General features: G+C 61.8%; 18 protein-coding genes. 1 reads left to right on the plus strand and 17 read right to left on the minus strand.

What is annotated here, in order from left to right:
* Positions 1-84: 84 nt before the first annotated feature.
* The 15 genes from AC1DVF_RS02180 to AC1DVF_RS02250 all read right to left on the minus strand — a co-directional run bounded on the left by AC1DVF_RS02180 (position 85) and on the right by AC1DVF_RS02250 (position 14,070).
* On the minus strand, positions 85-810 hold the full coding sequence (locus AC1DVF_RS02180; protein WP_477781930.1) for a class I SAM-dependent methyltransferase: 726 nt from the start codon (positions 808-810) through the stop codon (positions 85-87).
* Entirely contained in the window at positions 807-2,054 is a 1,248-nt protein-coding gene (locus tag AC1DVF_RS02185) for an NAD(P)/FAD-dependent oxidoreductase (RefSeq protein WP_477781931.1), read from the minus strand. Before AC1DVF_RS02185 ends, AC1DVF_RS02180 begins: the two co-directional genes overlap by 4 nt.
* Positions 2,041-3,204 carry a cation:proton antiporter gene (locus tag AC1DVF_RS02190; protein WP_477781932.1) on the minus strand — a complete coding sequence of 388 codons (1,164 nt, stop codon included), beginning with the start codon at positions 3,202-3,204 and terminating at the stop codon, positions 2,041-2,043. The genes AC1DVF_RS02185 and AC1DVF_RS02190 overlap by 14 nt, the downstream gene beginning before the upstream one ends.
* Positions 3,201-5,540, minus strand: coding sequence for an MMPL family transporter (locus AC1DVF_RS02195; protein ID WP_460130616.1), 2,340 nt, complete (start codon positions 5,538-5,540; stop codon positions 3,201-3,203). Before AC1DVF_RS02195 ends, AC1DVF_RS02190 begins: the two co-directional genes overlap by 4 nt.
* A complete protein-coding gene (locus tag AC1DVF_RS02200; RefSeq protein WP_477781933.1) occupies positions 5,524-6,126 on the minus strand; it encodes an outer membrane lipoprotein carrier protein LolA in 603 nt (200 codons plus the stop codon). Before AC1DVF_RS02200 ends, AC1DVF_RS02195 begins: the two co-directional genes overlap by 17 nt.
* Complete coding sequence (locus AC1DVF_RS02205; protein ID WP_095047227.1) at positions 6,123-6,548, minus strand: acyl-CoA thioesterase; 426 nt, start codon at positions 6,546-6,548, stop codon at positions 6,123-6,125. The genes AC1DVF_RS02200 and AC1DVF_RS02205 overlap by 4 nt, the downstream gene beginning before the upstream one ends.
* The gene (locus AC1DVF_RS02210) at positions 6,541-8,085 is read right to left on the minus strand and encodes an HAL/PAL/TAL family ammonia-lyase (RefSeq protein WP_186621263.1); all 1,545 of its coding nucleotides are present in this window, start codon (positions 8,083-8,085) and stop codon (positions 6,541-6,543) included. Before AC1DVF_RS02210 ends, AC1DVF_RS02205 begins: the two co-directional genes overlap by 8 nt.
* The gene (locus AC1DVF_RS02215; protein ID WP_093430100.1) at positions 8,066-9,013 is read right to left on the minus strand and encodes an LpxL/LpxP family acyltransferase; all 948 of its coding nucleotides are present in this window, start codon (positions 9,011-9,013) and stop codon (positions 8,066-8,068) included. Before AC1DVF_RS02215 ends, AC1DVF_RS02210 begins: the two co-directional genes overlap by 20 nt.
* Entirely contained in the window at positions 9,010-9,744 is a 735-nt protein-coding gene (locus AC1DVF_RS02220; RefSeq protein ID WP_116255747.1) for a glycosyltransferase family 2 protein, read from the minus strand. The genes AC1DVF_RS02215 and AC1DVF_RS02220 overlap by 4 nt, the downstream gene beginning before the upstream one ends.
* A gap of 77 nt (positions 9,745-9,821) precedes the next feature.
* Complete coding sequence (locus AC1DVF_RS02225) at positions 9,822-11,501, minus strand: ApeI family dehydratase (RefSeq protein WP_477781934.1); 1,680 nt, start codon at positions 11,499-11,501, stop codon at positions 9,822-9,824.
* Positions 11,498-12,043 carry a COG4648 family protein gene (locus tag AC1DVF_RS02230; RefSeq protein WP_093430103.1) on the minus strand — a complete coding sequence of 182 codons (546 nt, stop codon included), beginning with the start codon at positions 12,041-12,043 and terminating at the stop codon, positions 11,498-11,500. Before AC1DVF_RS02230 ends, AC1DVF_RS02225 begins: the two co-directional genes overlap by 4 nt.
* Positions 12,040-12,294: an acyl carrier protein gene (locus AC1DVF_RS02235; RefSeq protein WP_064388843.1), complete on the minus strand. Its 255-nt coding sequence runs from the start codon at positions 12,292-12,294 to the stop codon at positions 12,040-12,042. Before AC1DVF_RS02235 ends, AC1DVF_RS02230 begins: the two co-directional genes overlap by 4 nt.
* Positions 12,295-12,303: 9 nt before the next feature.
* Entirely contained in the window at positions 12,304-12,579 is a 276-nt protein-coding gene (locus AC1DVF_RS02240) for a phosphopantetheine-binding protein (protein ID WP_093430104.1), read from the minus strand.
* Positions 12,557-13,369 carry a lysophospholipid acyltransferase family protein gene (locus AC1DVF_RS02245; RefSeq protein ID WP_477781935.1) on the minus strand — a complete coding sequence of 271 codons (813 nt, stop codon included), beginning with the start codon at positions 13,367-13,369 and terminating at the stop codon, positions 12,557-12,559. The genes AC1DVF_RS02240 and AC1DVF_RS02245 overlap by 23 nt, the downstream gene beginning before the upstream one ends.
* On the minus strand, positions 13,345-14,070 hold the full coding sequence (locus AC1DVF_RS02250) for a beta-ketoacyl synthase chain length factor (protein WP_093430106.1): 726 nt from the start codon (positions 14,068-14,070) through the stop codon (positions 13,345-13,347). Before AC1DVF_RS02250 ends, AC1DVF_RS02245 begins: the two co-directional genes overlap by 25 nt.
* Positions 14,071-14,426: 356 nt before the next feature.
* Between AC1DVF_RS02250 and AC1DVF_RS02255 the strand changes: the two genes are divergently transcribed.
* Complete coding sequence (locus AC1DVF_RS02255) at positions 14,427-15,197, plus strand: ParA family protein (RefSeq protein WP_034152927.1); 771 nt, start codon at positions 14,427-14,429, stop codon at positions 15,195-15,197.
* Positions 15,198-15,327: 130 nt separating this feature from the next.
* Here AC1DVF_RS02255 and trxC read toward each other — a convergent pair whose 3' ends face one another.
* Complete coding sequence (gene trxC, locus AC1DVF_RS02260; protein WP_099757797.1) at positions 15,328-15,762, minus strand: thioredoxin TrxC; 435 nt, start codon at positions 15,760-15,762, stop codon at positions 15,328-15,330.
* Between the two features lie 80 nt (positions 15,763-15,842).
* Positions 15,843-17,306 carry a protein adenylyltransferase SelO gene (gene selO, locus AC1DVF_RS02265; RefSeq protein ID WP_116255751.1) on the minus strand — a complete coding sequence of 488 codons (1,464 nt, stop codon included), beginning with the start codon at positions 17,304-17,306 and terminating at the stop codon, positions 15,843-15,845.
* Positions 17,307-17,354 lie beyond the last annotated feature (48 nt).

Raw genomic sequence — 17,354 nt, forward strand, 5'->3', positions numbered from 1 at the left:
CAACACAGCGGTCACTGTAGGAGTGAGGCGGGGCTGACCCACCGCTATCGCGAGCAGGCTCACTCCTACAAGGATTTGTGTACATCAGGAAACCTCTGCCAGCGGTTTACGCGCGACAACGTTGACCAACGTCTCTTCGCGCTCGCCAAACGGCTTCGGCTTGCGCAACCCGAACCGTTCCAGCAAGCCAAAATCTTTCGACCGGCTCCACCACAAATACGGGTAGGAAACATTGCCCTCGCCAAATTCGAAACCCTGCCCGCGAATCATCTGCAGATACTGCGCCGCACTCTTTTGCACGTGCATCGGATGACGGAACAGCCAGCGGATCACCCACGTATCAATGTAAGCCTCGGTGGACTCGGCGAACAGCAGATAGCCACCCGGTTTCAGCACTCGATAAAACTCGGCGAGGGCTTTTTCCTGCTCGACCAGATGATGGAAAGTCTGATGACAGAACAGCAGATCAACACTGGCGTCCGCCACATTGAGCGTCGCGCAGTCACTGCCGATCAGTTCCACCTCCAGATCCAGACGCGCCGCTTCTGCGCCGCTCAATTCAAGGCTGTGCGGGTCGGCATCAACGCCGATCAGGCGCTGTGGCGCAAAGGTCTGGTGCAGATGAGCGAACGACTTGCCCTGTCCGCAACCAGCATCCAGCAGCACCGGGCTTTCCGGCAGAGCGTCACTAAACAAACCACGCAAATCATTGATCGCCACGCGCAAGACGTGGTGCTGCCAGGTGTGGCTGCGCAGGAACCAGAAACCGAAGCGGGTTTCCTCGACGTAGCTGTCGCTCAAGTAGTTCATGTGGCGTCCTTTGCACAGAGTTCGGAAATCATCTTCAAGCGGCGACGCGCTTCGCTGACGAACGGGTTGCGCTCATCCCAGGCGTAGCCGGCGAGGATCGAACAGATCATCCGACGGATTTCCGCCTGACTGTCTTCATAAAAAATCACGTCCTGAAAGGTGCCGGCGTACCAGCCCTCGACGTAGCAGCGAAAGGTGTCGACGCCGCGCTTGAGTGGCTCGGCAAATTCGCCTTGCCAGTCGACCGTTTCACCTTGCAACTGACGGTGCAGCACCGCTGCGGCCATGCTCGCCGAGCGCATGGCGATGGTCACGCCGGAGGAGAACACCGGGTCGAGAAATTCTGCCGCGTTGCCGAGCAAGGCAAAGCCCGGCCCGTGCAGGGTTTTCACGTTGGCGGCGTAACCGCCGAGCGTGCGTGCAGGGGTGTCCCACACAGCATTGTTCAGAACGCCGGCGAGGCTCGGGGTTTCGGCGATGAAGCTGCGCAGACAGGCATCCAGATCGCTGTCGCGACCCTTGAAATGTTCCTCGGCGGCGACCACGCCCACCGAGCAGCGTCCATTACTGAACGGGATCGTCCAGAACCAGACATCGCGATGCTCTGGATGGGTGGTGACGAGGATTTTCTCGCGGTCGAACGCCGGGTTGTCGATGTGATCTTCGACGTGGGTGAACACCGCTTGGCGCACCGGGAAGTTCGACGGCGCTTCCAGATCCAGCAGTCGCGACAGCACACGACCGTAGCCGCTGGCATCAAGGACGAAATCCGCTTCGACGCGATAGTCGCCGCCGTTCTCGCGACGTACATTCAGCTGCGGTTTCGTCCGCTCGAAATCGACGCTGACGATGGCGTCACCGTAGCGGATTTCCGCGCCTTGCAGCGCCGCCTGATCAGCCAGCAGTTTGTCAAAATCGGCGCGCTGCACCTGAAACGTGGTCGGTTTGCCGCCGGTAAAGGTGTCACCGAAATCGAAGGCGCTGTAACGCTCGCCCCAGGCGAACGCGGCGCCGGTCTTGCGCTGGAATCCGGCGGCATTGACGGCGTCGAGCATGCCGGCTTCTTCGACGAAATCCAGACAATGGCTGAGCAGGCTTTCACCGATCGAAAAGCGCGGAAAGTGCTGGCGCTCGATCACCAGTACATCGTGGCCCTTGCGCTTGAGCAGCGCGGCGGCGATGGCGCCGGACGGACCGGCGCCGATGATCACGACCTGACGGGATTCCATTTCAACGATTGGCACGTGAGCTCCGGGGCAAAGGATGTTGCAGATTCAATGGCGCGCGATGCAGGCCGATCAGGGCCGGTAGCAGCGTCGCGATCAGGCCCATCAGCATCAGCGCGAAGTACAGCGCCGGGGTGATGAGCTGTTGTTGCAAGAGCAGATTGAGAAAGACGATTTCGCTCAGGCCGCGAATATTCAGCAGCACACTTTCGCGCCAGCGGCTGGCGCCTTCGAACGAGGCGCCGGCCCAGCCGAGGCCGAGCCAGTTGCCGAGCAGTTTACTGGCAATCGGCAACAGCAGCAGCGCCGCCCATTGCAGCGGACCAAGGCTGGAGAGCGCACTGTGCACGTCGATCTGGACGATGCCGAACGTCAGAATCAGCGGGATCGCCAGCCACGTCTGCAAACGGCTCATCCAGCGCGCCGGCAATGGCAGTACCAACGGCACTTTCAGCGCGGCCATGCATAGCAGGTAGCCGATGCCGAAGATCAGTGCGTTGAGTTTGTAGTGCTCGGCCATTACCAACAGCGCAAAGAAACCGAGGCTATAGGTCAGCGGTCGACGCGCACGCAACAGATGCAACAGTAACGGCACCAGGGCGAGAGCCAGCGGCAGCAGCAGACTGCTCAGATGCAGGCTGCCCTGGGCGAGGCCGAACAGCGTCCAGCAGGTCAGATCGATGAGGATCGCGGTCTGCACCAACCGGCGAGTGGCGGCGGGCGGATAATCGATGTGGCGCAGATACAGGTACAGCACCGGGATCGCGGTAATCGCGAACACCAGACCGATGGCCAGCGAGTTGAGCCACGGTTGCGCCGGCAGCAGCCAATAGGCAGCGGCCAGGCCACAGGCAAACGGCACGAGGAAACTCGGCACGGCGATTTTCACGCTCTGGCGATCGAGTTTCAGATCGATCACATCACTGAGGATATGCCCGAGCAGTAGGGCAAAACTCAGGCTGTAGAGGTTTTTCAGCCGGTCAGGCGCAATCAGTTGCGCGCCGCTGAGCTGCCAGCCCGGCTCGATCCAGAAGTACATCAGCAGCGGCAAGCCGAAGCTCGCCAGCAGCAATTGGCTGACGATCGGGATCAGGCCGAAGTGGCGCCCGATGCGCGTGGCCACAGCGAACAACGCCAGGGCCAGCAGCCAGAAAGCGGCGACCATCATGCCGCTGGCTCCGCGACGGCTGCCGTGTGTTCGTGGCGCCCGGCCCACGGTGCGAGCAGGAAACTGAACGCCAGACCGAGGCTCACCGACAGCCCGAAGTTGCTCACCGCCGGGGTGCTGGAAACCGCCAGCAAACCGAACGACAACCATGTCGTCACAGCGGCCAGCAAGGTACCGAGCAGGCTCACCGCCGCACCGCCGACCTGTTCGCGCATGAGAATCGCGTAGTCGACGCTGATCGCTGTGACCAGCAGCAGGCCGAACAGGCTGAACAGGGTCAGCGGCTGACCGAGCCAGCCGAGACTGGCGAGGCTGCACAACGCGGCGAGCAACGGCAGGGCAACGATGCGCAACGCACCGCCGAGACCGAACGGCAGCATCAGCACCAGCACGATCAACGCGCAGGAAGCGAGTTTCAGTTCAGCGGCGCTGATCTGCGTCGCGGCGAATACCTCGTTCAACTCACCGAGGCGATCGACCAGCGTCACCCCCGGCAAATCCAGCGCCTGCACGCGCAACAGTGCCGGGTTGTTCAGGCCTTGCAGGCTGGTCATTGCCGCTACGCCGTCTTCGCTGGGGCCGAGCCAGAGCGTGCGATAAGGTTCGCCGAGCGGGCCGGCCAGAGCCGCGTCGATGTCTTCGGCGGGCACGGTCTGCAATTGCTGTAGTTCGGTTTGCAGCGCGGCGAGCGGCACGCCGAGGTCGAGCAGTGGCTGCCAGTATTGCGGCAGTTTGTTCAGCGCCTGACGTACCTGTTCTTGCTGGTTCGGCGGGCTGAGCAGTTGATCGAGGGCCAGATAGCCTTGCAGCTTGTCGAGGTTGACCAGTTGCTGCAGACGCTCGCTCAGCGCGGCCTGACGCTCGAGCAATTGCTGCTGATTGTCGGCGCGCACGAGGAAAAACTGGCTGGTCGGCTGATAGCCGGTGATGCGCGCGATGGTCTGCGCTTCGTCGGTCAGCTGTTGCGGTGCGCCGACCCATTGGCGAATGTCATTCTTGCTTTGCAGTTGTACTAGACCGCCTACGCAGAAGGCGATCAGCAGCGCCAGCAACACCGGCGTGCGCACGTGCTCGAGCAGTTTTTCACGCAGCGCAACCATGCGCTCGGCCAGCTGCAGCGGCCATTGCGCGGGGCGCAGTTCGACGTTTTTCAGCAACGCCGGCAACAGGCACACCGCCGACAAATAGGCACCGAGCAAGCCAGCGGCGGAGAACACCGCGATTTGCGTCAGCGCCGGGAACGGCGTCCACGCCAGTGCCAGATAACCGATGGCGCTGGTGATCAGGCTCAGGGTCAGCCCGGACAGCGTCAAACGCAACGCCGGCCAACTGCGCCAAGGCTTCAGGCTCCAGCTCTTCGACAAATAGTGCAGTGGGTAATCCACGGCCACGCCGATCAGGCTGGAGCCGAGCACCAGCGTCATCACGTGCATATGGCCGAACAGCGCCACACACGCCACCGCGCCGAACAACATGCCGACCAGCACCGGCACGAAAGCCAGCAACACGCGCCAGCGGCGGAAAGCGAGCAACAGCAGCAAGAGAATGCCGACCGTCGCACCACCACCGACCCAGGTCATTTCGCGCGTGGCTTGCTGCTGACCGTTGGCCGCGTAGAGCAAGCCGCTGGCGGCCAGCAATTGCACGTCGGATTTCGCCGCCTGCTCGCGGCTGGCTTGCAGCAGTGCCGCGACTTGCAGCGGCAAGTTCATATCGAAAGCATTGCCGGTGGTGCGTGCACGCAGCAGCACCCAGCTCTTGCCGTCCGCATCGGCAATCAACGCGCCGCTGCCGATGTCCAGTTGCACCGAACCGTGCTGCGGCTGGCTGTTCTGAATGCGCCCGGTCAGGCCCAGCCAGTCATCCTGACTCGGCACCAGACTGAAACCGCTGAACGGATCGAACAGGGCCTGCACGCGTTGTTGAATGAATGCGTCGGGGTGTTCGATCAGCAGTTGCCGGTCATCCGCCGAGAGCATCGCCAGTCGCCCTTGCAGCAGTTGCGTGCGCAGCGCTGGCAGATCCGCCTGCAGGTTCCACTGCACTTTCTCGAACAGACCGCTGGCCTGCCATTGCTCGCCCAGCGTCTGCGCCATGGCCACCGCGTGCTGGCGATCGGCGTGGCCGACCAGCACCAGCATTTCGCGGTTGAGCGGTTCCTGCATGCGCTGCTCGGCGCGCTGTTCGAGGGCATCGGGGTGGGTGCCGGGCACCAGTTCCATCAGGTTCGCCGACAATGGCGCACCGTCACGCCACTGCCAACCGGCCAGAGCGACGACCGCCAGCAGCAGAATCAGAAACAGCCAGGGCAGCCTGCGTTCACTCGGCAAAGTCATGTTGCTCCGCGTCGTTCAACGGTTGCCCGGCGGTGCTGTCCTGCATGCGCAGCACGGTGCTGTCGCCCTGGGTTTCCAGCAGTTCGATGGTTTGCACCAGCGTGCCGCCGTCGATATTGATCTGGTTGAACACTTGCTTGAGCAGCAGCGAGCGCGGGGTCAGCGTGAGTTTCCACTGCTGTGCATCGCCGCTCAGGGCCAGTTCGAAATCGCGCTGCAGGCCACTGCTGTCGCCTTGCAGCACGGCGAGGAACAAGCGGTTCTGCTCGGCCCCGGCGCTCTTGTTCGGCAGCAGTTGCCAGCCGTTGCCGTCACGCCGGGCGATGCCCTTGGCGGTGATGCGGTAGTCCTGGTGCAGCGGGGTCTTCAGCAGCCAGAGCAGGCCGTGGTTTTTCGCCAGAACAAAACTGCCCTTGCTGATCAGCGGCTGCGGTAATGCACGCAGGTGTTTTTCCTGAATGAACTGACCGTGGATCACGTCCGGTTTCGCCAGTTGCTCGCTCAGTTGTTGCAGGTCGAAGGCGTTGGCCAGAGAGGACATCACCAGTAGCGCCAGTACACTCAAGCCTTTAACAAAAGCATTCATCGCAGCATCCTTTCCACGGCATCGGTGAAGACCTTCGGCGAAGCCAGTTGCATCTCGCGGCTGCTGACTTCCACTGCCACTTGCACCGAGCTGGCACGGGTGAGGCGTTCGCCGCTGTGCAGGTCGGTGATCAGGTAATTGATCTTCAGACGGTTTTCCCATTCGACCAGACTGGCGCGCACATTCAGGCGCTGACCGAACACCGCGCCACGCACGTAGCGCAGTTGCAGGTCGATGATCGGCCAGGCATAACCGGCCTCGACCATGTGCGTGTAGTTGTGGCCGATCTTGTCGAGCAGCGCGCAACGCGCCACTTCGAGGTATTTGACGTAATGGCCGTGCCAGACGACGTGCATGGTGTCGACGTCGAAAAACGGTACGAGGATTTCCGTGTCGGCGTGAAGCACTCCGGCGCTACGCATGCAGCCTCCAGTGTTGAGCGGCGATGCGTTGCAGGCACAGACGCAGCTCGCCTTCCAGGGCGCGGTCTTCGATCACCGGCGGGAAATCCTTGGCCAGTTCTACGTGCATCGCCGCCAGCGATGGCGGCAACGGTCGCGCGTCTTCGGCCTGAGCGCGCAGCCACACGCCTTGGTTGGCGGCGAGCAGGGTGGCGGCGGCGACTTGCTCGGTCAGCTCCAGCACACGGATCGCATCGCGGGCGGCGATGGTGCCCATGCTGACTTTGTCCTGGTTGTGGCACTCGGTGGAGCGCGAGAACACGCTGGCCGGCATGGTGTTTTTCAATGCTTCGGCGGTCCAGGCGCTGGTGCCGATCTGCACGGCTTTGAAGCCATGATTGATCATGGCGCGATCCGCCGGAGCACCGGAGAGGTTGCTCGGCAGACCGTGGTTGTAACGCTCATCCACCAGCAAGGCGAGTTGCCGATCGAGCAGATCGGCGACGTTGGCCACCAGATTTTTCAGGCTGTCCATGGCGAACGCGATATGCCCGCCGTAGAAGTGCCCACCGTGCAGCACGCGCTCGGCTTCGGCGTCGATGATCGGGTTGTCGTTGGCGCTGTTCAGTTCGGTTTCGATGAATGAACGCAGCCAGTTCAGGCTATCGGCCAATACGCCGAGCACGTGCGGGGCGCAGCGCAGCGAGTAGCGATCCTGCAGGCGATGCAGCGGCGCGGTCGGCGCGTCGATCGCCAGATCCTTGCGCAGCCACGCGGCGACCTGCATTTGCCCTGGATGTGGTTTGGCGGCGAACAGACGTTCGTCGAAGTGCTCCGGATTGCCTTGCAGCGCGACCACATTGAGCGCGGTGATGCGCGTGGCCAGTTGCAACAGATAGTCGGCACGGGCGAAAGCGAGGCAGGCGAGACCGGTCATTACGGCGGTGCCGTTCATCAGCGCCAGCGCTTCTTTCGGGCGCAGCACCAGCGGTGTCCAGCCGAGTTCACGATGCACATCGGCAGACTGGCGACGTTCGCTACGGAACATTACTTCACGTTCACCGGACAGCGTTGCGGCGACGTAGGACAGCGGCGTCAGATCACCGCTGGCGCCGACCGAGCCTTCTTCAGGGATCAGCGGCAGGATGTCGTATTCGAGGAACGCGTGCAGACGCTCCAGCAATTCCACGCGCACCCCGGAGACGCCGTGACACAACGACTGCAAACGCGCCGCCAACACCGCGCGGGTGGCTTGCGCGTCGAGCAGTTTACCCAGCCCGCAACCGTGGAAGGTGTAGAGGTGACGCGGCAGCGCCTCTACGTGATGCAGCGGCACCGCGACCACGCAGGAGTCGCCGTAACCGGTGGTTACGCCGTAGATCACGCCTTCCTTGTCCAGCAGCGAATCGAGGAACCGCGCGCCCTTGGCGATGCGCTCGCGATAGTCGGCGTCGCTCTGCAACTGCACGGGCGCCTGACGGTTGGCCAGGGCCAGCACGTCTTCGATGCGCAAAGGGCGTTCGCCGAAGGTTACCGGCTCATGGGTTGGCGTCGTCATCGGTCTTCCAGAAAGGGTAAAAGTTGAACCATTGTTGCGGCGCTTCGAGGCAATAGTGACTCAGGCGCTGCGCATAGCGGGTGGCCCACTGATGAATGACCTGCTCGCGCTCGCTGCGCTTCCACACCACGGCGTCGGCGAAGGGCTCGAGAGTCAGGCGATAGTGACCGTCCGGTTGCTTGAGGCACATCAGCAGATTGACCGGGCATTTGAGCAGGCCGGCGAGCAGCCACGGGCCTTGCGGGAACGGCGCCGGATGGCCGAGAAAGTCCACGGTTACGCTGCGCCCGCCATGCAGGGGGACGCGGTCGCCGGCAATCGCCAGCCACTCACCGCGCTCCAGGCGTTCGTGCAGTTGCAGCATGATCACCGGGTCCAGTTCGCTGACTTGAATCAGGCGCAGATTGGTCGCCCCAGCCTCACCCAGCAAACGGTTGAATTGTTCGGCGTGCTTGGTGTGCACCAGCACGTTCATGGTGACCTTTTCGCCGATTTCCGCCAGTGCGCGACAGACTTCCAGATTGCCCAGGTGCGCGCCGACCAGCAGTTGTCCGCGACTGCCGCGCAGCTGATTGCGCAGCAGGGCCGGGTCGATGATTTCGATCTGTTCGATGCGCAGCTTGCCGTTCCACACGTCGAGCTTGTCGAGCATCGAATCGGCGAATGCCATGAACTGACCGAACACCCGCCAATGAGTGGGGTGTAAATCTTCGCGCTGACTCCACGCCGCCAAACGCTGCTGATATTGCCAGGCGCTGCGCCGTGCGGTGCGGCCGAAGAGGAAAAAGTACAGGACGATGCCGTACAGCAACGGACTGAGCAGGCGTCGGCCAAGGACCTTGGCGGCGAACGCGGTGAATTTCATCAACAGAAAGCTGCCGCGTTCTTCGCGGTCGGCCCAGTGCTGCTTGTCGGCTTCACCGCTCATGCGCGCCACCGCCGCCAGAGGATCACCGGGAAGCGCAGCAACATGCCGAGAAACAGCCGCGTGTGCATGCTGGAAATCAGTGCGTTGTCATGGAACAGACGGAAGTGCGACACACCGTCCAGCGGATAATGCACGCTGGTTTGCAGCCAGCGCATCGGCTGATTGCGCCACGACAGGCGCACGAGAATGTCCGAGTCGAAATCCATGCGCTTGCCGACTTTCGCCGAATCGATCACCGCCAGCGTCGGGGCCAGCGGATAGACGCGGAAACCACACATTGAATCGCGGATCTGCAGCGACAGCGTGTTGATCCAGACCATCACGTGGGTCAGGTAGCGCGCGTACAAACGACCTTTCGGCACGCTTTCGTCGAACAGCGGATAACCGCAGATCATCGCCTCGGGATGAGCGCGAGACTCGGCGACAAAACGCTCCACATCGTGCAAGTCGTGCTGGCCGTCGGCATCGACCTGCAGCGCATGGCTGAAACCCAATAACGAGGCTTCGCGCAAACCGGTCATCACCGCGCCGCCCTTGCCCTGATTCGCGGTCAGGCGTACCAGATGCACGTTGTCGCGCTCGGCCAGTGCGTCGAGCACTCTGGCGCAAGATGGCGTGCTGGCGTCGTCCACCAGAATGCACGGCAGGCTTTGCGCGAGCAGAGCCTCGACCACGGTGCCGATCGCAGTTTCGTGGTTATAAACCGGGATCACGGCGCAAGGGTTATGCATACGTTTTCTCCACTGGAAGACCGCGATCCCTGTAGGAGTGAGCCTGCTCGCGATTGAGTGCGCAGCACTCACCAAGGTCAACCATGCTCTACACCCAAAAGAATCCGCCCACTGGAACAGGTCGCCGTGTCATTGCGATAAGCGAAATACAATTTGCCGCGCTCCGGATCAAAGCGCAGGTGCAGCTGAATTTCATCCCCAGGCCGCACCAATTGCTGGAACTTCAGCACTTCCATCCCGGCAAACGGACCGGTCAGATTGAGCAGTTGGCGACCGAGGTTCAGTGCCCATTCCACCTGCACCACGCCGGGCAGGACCGGGGCTTTGGGGAAGTGGCCGCTGAAGTAGGCCAGGTCCGGGGGCACGCTCAGTTGCAGGCTCCACTCGCCAGTGGTCTCGACTTGTTCCAGCACTTCGGGCGCTTTCGCTCGCGGCGCCATCAGCAGCGCTTCGATATCGGCCTGAGGCAGCTTGCCTTGGCTGTTCAACGGTAATTGCCGCACCAGTCGCCAACGTCGCGGTAAAGCCAGGGCTTCACAGTGTTGGCGCAAATGCTGGCGCAGGGTTTCGGTCAGGCTGCGGCGACCGTGCTCACGCAAGGCAAACAGGCCGGCCTCGCTGAGCACCAGTAGAGCACCGAGAGAGGCGCGATTTTCCTGGACCACGCCCAAGCGCGCTTCGGCGGCCCAGTCGTGGACAACCAAGGCTTGCTCAAGCATGGGCAGCGAGATGCGTTTTTCTTCCAGTTTGACGATCCGGTCCAGCCGTCCGAGCAGTTCGAAGCGGCCATCGATGCCGATGCGCGCGGCGTCAGCGGTGTGCTCGACGTGTCCGGCAGGCAAGTAAGGTGAGGCGATCAGCAGGGCGCCGTCGCTGTCCTGGCTCAGTTGGACACCGGCGAACGGTTGCCACAGTAGTTGGCCCTGACGCCAGGCAATGCCGCCGGTTTCCGAGCTGCCGAGGATTTCCGTCGGCCATTGCTGCAAGCGTTGCTGCAGACTTTGCGCAGCTTCGACCGGCAACGCACCGCCGGAGGAAAACACCCGGCGCACGGCGCTCAGGGCCGGCCAGTCGAGGTTGTCGCCCATGCGTTTGAGCAACGCCGGGCTGGCCACCCACGCAAAGGCTGGATATTTGCGGCTGGCACGCTGCAAGTCTTCGGGGAACGCCAGTTGCTTGCGCACAAACGGGCGCCCGGCACACAGCGGCCACAGCACGCGAAACAGCAAACCGTAAATATGCTGGGTGGCGACGCTGCCGATGATGCAGGCCTCACCGAGATCCGCGCCCCACAACTGTTCCAGTGCTTCGACCTCGTTGGCCAGTTGGCGCAGGGTTTTGTCGATGCGCTTGGGCTCGCCGCTGGAGCCGGACGTGCACAGGCTCAGACGGCACTGGTCGAGGTCCAGTGCGGCGCCGGCTAGCGGCGGCTGCTGAACGTCGCTCAGTTGCGCGTCATCGGTTTGATCCGTCAGCCACAGATCGACCTCAGCCGACCAGCGCTGGCGGGTTTGCGCTTGCAGGTCCGAGGGCAGCAGAACACTCACGCCTGCACGCCATGCACCCAGCAAGGCGATGGCCAGTTCGGCAGCATCTTCCAGGTGCACAGCCAGGCGCTTCACGCCCTGAGCTTGCAGGCCGGCGGCAACGCTCAGCGCCTGCTCGCACAGTTGCGCATGTTCGAGGGCCGGTGCGTGGCTGATGGCCCGCGCCGGCACAGGCTTGAGCAACAACTGCTCAAGTTTTATCCAGTTCATGTACGGCCTCTTACCCGTTGTCGTATCAGCCATTCAATGGCAAACATCAGGCCGATCAATCCATAGGAGATCAGGCCGGTGTACAACATCCACCAATTCAGCGGCGCCCACAGGGTCAGCAGGGCGGCGCATAAACCGTTGCAGAAGAAAAACACGCTCCAGGCCACGGTGACCTTGCGTGTATAGCGGATCGCGATGTCCGGCAGCTCTGGCTCACGCAAGCGCGCCAGGCGCTCGACCATCGGCGGGCCGTATTTCAGGCTCAGGCTGAACAGCACCAGCATGAAGCCGCTGATCAGCACCGGGTACCAACGCAGCAACAGCGGACTGTCGAACAGCGCCAGCAGCAGGCAAAAGGCGATCGCCACACAGGCCATCCACAGGCTGCCGGGTTTGCGCTCGCCAGTCAGTGCCCGCGCCAGCCAAAGGCTGCCCAGCAGCAGACCGAACTGCCACGGGGCAAAATGCTCCATGCCGAAATACACCGCAAAGGGGTACAGCAGACCGGCCAGCAGCAGGCCCAGGCCGATCAATCGGCTCATGCGGCCGGTTGAACCAGACGGTAGACCGCCTCGACCACGTCGCCGACGGTGCGCACCGATTTGAATTCTTCGGCGGCGATTTTCTTGCCGGTCTGGCGTTTGATGTGATCGATCAGATCGACCGCGTCGATGCTGTCGATTTCCAGATCCTGATACAGGTTGGAGTCCAGGCTCACACGGGCCGGATCCAGTTCGAACAGCTCGACCAAGGCATCGCGCAGGGTGTTGAAAATATCGTCACGAGTTTGCATGGTCCGGTCTCAAGCTGCCTGTTTTGCCGTGACGAACGCCGCAAGGCTGGCCACGTTGGTGAAATGGTTACGGGTGTCTTTGGCGTCGGCGTCGATCTTGATGCCGTATTTTTTCTGGATGGCCAGACCCAGTTCCAGCGCGTCGACGGAATCCAGGCCCAGGCCTTCGCCGAACAGTGTTTGCTCGTCTTCGATGTCGTCGACGCTGATGTCTTCGAGGCCGAGGGCGTCGATGATCAGCAGTTTGATGTCACGCACCAGGCTAGGGGTGTTCAGATCGCTCATCTTCGGCGAGCTCCTTAATGAAATATGAGTGCAAATAATCGTTGAGCTTGCGCGAGGCTTGCGGTGCAGGGCCTTGCGCGGCGAAGGCTTGTGGGTCTATATCGGCCCCGACGCGAAAACTGAAGTGCACACGGCGGCTGGGGATCCGGTACCACGGTTCGGCTTTGGTCAATGTGGTCGGGCTGACCTTGATAATCACTGGCGTAAGGATTTTCGCACCGCGCAGGGCAATCGCCGCAGCGCCCCGATGAAAGGCCGGCGCCTGGCCCGGCTGGGTGCGCGTGCCTTCGGGAAAGATGATCAGGGTCTGGCCGTTTTGCAGGGATTGGGCGGCGGCATCGAGCATGTCCATGCTGCCGTCATTACTGATGTATTCGGTGCGGCGCAACGGGCCACGGGTGAAGGGGTTTTCCCACAGGCTTTTCTTCACCACGCAATTGGCGTGGCGCACCAGACCGATGAGGAACACCACGTCGATCAGCGACGGGTGGTTGGCGATGATCATCTGCCCGGGGCGACCGAGACGCTCGGCGCCCTGAATGTCATAGGTCAGCACACCGGTGCGGGCCATGAACCGGACGAAAAACCAGAACAGCCGGCTGACGGTCTGCCGCGCGCGCTGGCGATGCACAACGGCGTCACCGGGCAGGCAAGCCAGCAGCGGAAACACCAGCACACGCAGGCACAGCCCGCCAAGCCCGAACAGGGCGAAGCTTGCGGCGGTGGCCAGCAGGCGCCAGTAATAGGCATCGCGGTTTTTTTCGGTCACGGGTTGCGTTGCCAGGTCCATACACGATTTTTCCAGGCATGTTGGCAATGGGTTTGCTGGCCGAGCAGGTTTTGCAACAGATTGAGCGCGTGGGGCCAGTGCGCTTTTGACCGTGTTTCTGTGACGCTGTTCAGGGTCAGCCGCCAGTCGGTACCGGGGGTGAGCAAAAGACCGAGCGCGTAGGGAAACGGTACATCGTCGATCCACGCTGAATAGGCTTCGGGTGGTTGTTCTTCGGTGATCACCAGCAACACCGCCGGGGCGCCTTCATTGAGCAGCGCCGCTGCTTCGAGCATGCCGTGCTCAAGTCCGTCGCCGGCTGCGGCGAGGGCAGTCATTTCACTGGTTTCGCCACGCATGATCGACCACAGACCGATGATCGCGTTGTGCACGGACAGGCTGAACTGGGTCGGCGACAGCGGCTGTTCGGTCGCCAGATCACTGAGGATGTCGTAAGTCCGTGGGGTTTCACCGTGGCGCGAGACGAACACCAGCGGCAGGCTGTCCCGCCCGTCGGCCAGGGGCCAGCCAACGCTGAACGCCATGCGTGCCAGACGACTGAGGCGGCGGCGCTGCATGGCCGGCAAAAACGACACATCGGGCGCGGCATCACTGCGCTGGAGTACGACCGGTTGTCGGCTCCAGGCCTGCCAGGCGTCCACGCTGTCGAGGCCAGGGGCCCACGCGCGCCATTGGGCGATGTTGAAGTTGATCACGGACATTCATCCCGCCCCTGCGGGCTTTTGTTGACGCGTTTGGTCGCCAAAACCGCAGCAGGCTTGACGTGGCGCTTGGCGCCGGGTGGCGCGCATTATCCCGGTGCGACGAGTGTGTAGCAAATGCTGGTTACATTTTGCGCAACGAAATGTACCGAGTGGTTCGCAAGAAAACTGTCACTTGGCCATTATCCAGATTGTCAGCGGCTTGTCTGTCGGGGATCGCGGCGATCAATGGCGGTAATTGCGCTATCTGTCCGCGGATATTTGCACCTGACTCTGTAGTCCATGTCCATGAAGGTAGCGAAGCGAGGTCACGCGCATCTACACTCGGTCATTCTTTGATACACGGAGGTTTTGTCATGCGGCGCGTGGTGTTCAATCAGAAAGGTGGGGTAGGCAAGTCCAGCATTGCCTGCAATCTGGCGGCGGTCAGCGCCAGTGAGGGTTATCGCACGCTGTTGGTCGATCTCGATGCCCAGGCCAACTCCACTCAGTATCTGACCGGGCTCACCGGCGACGACATTCCGATGGGTATTGCCGACTTCTTCAAGCAGACCCTGTCTTCCGGGCCGTTCTCGAAGAAGAATCAGGCGGACATCTACGAAACCCCGTTCGACAACCTCCACATCATCACCGCCACGGCGGAGCTGGCCGACCTGCAGCCCAAGCTTGAGGCCAAACACAAGATCAACAAGCTACGGAAGTTGCTCGATGAGCTGTCCGAGGATTACGACCGGATTTACCTTGATACGCCGCCGGCGCTGAATTTTTATGCAGTATCGGCGTTGATTGCTGCCGATCGCGTGCTGATCCCTTTCGATTGCGACAGCTTTTCCCGTCAGGCGCTGTACGGGCTGATCGCGGAGATCGAGGAGTTGAAGGACGACCACAACGAAGGCCTGGAAGTCGAAGGCATTGTGGTCAACCAGTTCCAGGCCCGGGCGAGCCTGCCACAGCAGATCCTCGATGAGCTGATTGCCGAAGGTCTACCGGTGCTGCCGGTGTACCTGACCAGTTCGGTGCGCATGCGCGAATCGCATCAGGCCAGCATGCCGCTGATCCACCTCGATCCCCGGCACAAGCTGACCCAGCAATTCGTCGAACTGCACAACTTGCTCGAAGATCACTGATCCCTTGAGCTATCCATGAACACCTGTGGGAGCGAGCTTGCTCGCGAATGCGTCAGTTCAGTAGACATCTTCGTTAACTGATCCACCGCTTTCGCGAGCAAGCTCGCTCCCACAGGGGGGGTGGGGTGTGTCAGATCCCTTGGCTACGCAGCCACGCCATCAACTGCGGCAACGGCAACGCACCACTCTGCCGCGCCACTTCCCGGCCGTTCTTGAACAGAATCAGACTCGGAATCGAGCGAATCCCCAACTGCGCCGACAACTGTTGATTGGCCTCGCTATCAAGCTTGGCCAAGCGGCACTTGCCGGCCAGCTGCGCCGCCGCCTGCTCGAACACCGGCGCAAACGACTTGCACGGCCCACACCATTGCGCCCAGACATCCACCAGCAACGGCAGATCACCCTTGATCTGGCTGGCGTAATCGCCTTGCTTGAGTTCGAAGGGTTTGTTCAGCAGCACGGCGGATTTGCAGCGTCCGCACTTGGGTTGATCCGCAAGGCGCTCGGCAGGGATGCGGTTGAGGCCGTTGCAGGAGGGGCAGGGGATGAGGAGTGGGTCAGTCATATTCGGCTCGTTGGCGTTCAGCGTTTCGTACGACTTATCTGGAGCCGTACGAACTGTTTATCAAGATGAGGCGCTGGCACTCAGGAAGAACAACTGATCTCCAAATGCTTGCCCCACTCCGGTGGCCGCTCGGCATAAGCCTCCATCCCCGGCTGCTCCTCAAACGGTTTGCTCAGCACCGCATGCAACCGGCGTACCTCCGAGTAATCCCCTTGCTCTGCCGCATCAATGGCTTTTTGCGCCAGATAGTTGCGCAGGATGTATAGCGGATTGACCGCATGCATCCGCGCTTGGCGCTGCGTTTGATCAGCATCGCCATCGCGGGCAACCCGGGCGACGTAGCGTTCACCCCAGGCATCAAAACCCTTGATGTCGACGAAATCGTCGCGCAAACGGGCAATGGCTTCTACGGCGGACTCTTCACCGAGTCGGCGGAAAAACAGCGTGTAATCAACGCCGCTGTTCTGCATCAGTTGCAGCAGATTTTCCAGCAGTGTTTGGTCGTCATCTTCAGCTGTGGTGAAGCCTAAACGGCGGCGCATCAGGTCGAGGTAATGCGCCTGAAACAGCGGCAAGTACAGGCCGAGGGTTTCGCGCAGGGCTTCGACGCTGATGAACGGCGTCAGTGCCTGCGCCAGCGCGCTGAGGTTCCACTGGCCAACCGGCACCTGATTGCTGAACGAGTAGCGCCCTTGATCATCCGAGTGATTGCAGATGAAGTTGGCGTCGAAATCGTCGAGAAAAGCGAACGGGCCGAAGTCGAAGGTGATGCCGAGGATCGACATGTTGTCGGTGTTCATTACGCCGTGGCAGAAGCCGTAGGCCTGCCACTTAGCGATCAGCTCGGCGTTGCGCTCGACGATTTCACGGAACATCGCCAGATACGGTTCCGGCTGTTCCAGGCACTCAGGGAAATGCATCGCCAGAACGTGTTCGCCAAGCTGCTTCTGCTGCTCGGGGCGCTTGGTGTAATAGAAGTATTCGAAGTGGCCGAAGCGGATATGGCTCGGCGCCAGACGCAGCACCATCGCTGCGCGTTCCTGCTTTTCGCGCCATACCGGGGTGTCGGAGCCGATCACGCAAGCCGCGCGCGATGAAGGAATGTTCAACGCGTACAACGCTTCGGAAGCAAGGAATTCGCGGATCGACGAACGCAGCACCGCACGGCCATCACCCATGCGCGAAAACGGCGTCTGCCCGGCGCCCTTGAGGTGCAAGTCCCAATGCTCGCCGGCAGTGTTGTAGACCTCGCCGAGCAGCAAGCCCCGACCGTCACCCAGTTGCGGCGTGTAGCCACCGAACTGATGCCCGGAGTAAACCATCGCCCGTGGTTCGGCATCGGCCCACAGCTTGTGGCCACCAAACAGTTCGGCAAATTCGTTGGTTTCGGCGGTCGCCGGGTTGAGATCCAGCAAGGCCAGCGCCGCCGGGCTGGCGACGACCAGGCGCGGATTATCGATCGGTTCGGGCAGCACATGGGCGGAGAACGCATCGCCCAGGCGGGCGAAGCGATTGTCGAAGGTCAGTTCGTCGAGGGCTTTCAAGGGCCGGCTCCAGCAGAATGTCCGAGCATTCTGCTGGGAATAAACCGG

The organism is Pseudomonas sp. P4_D7, assembly GCF_056401755.1.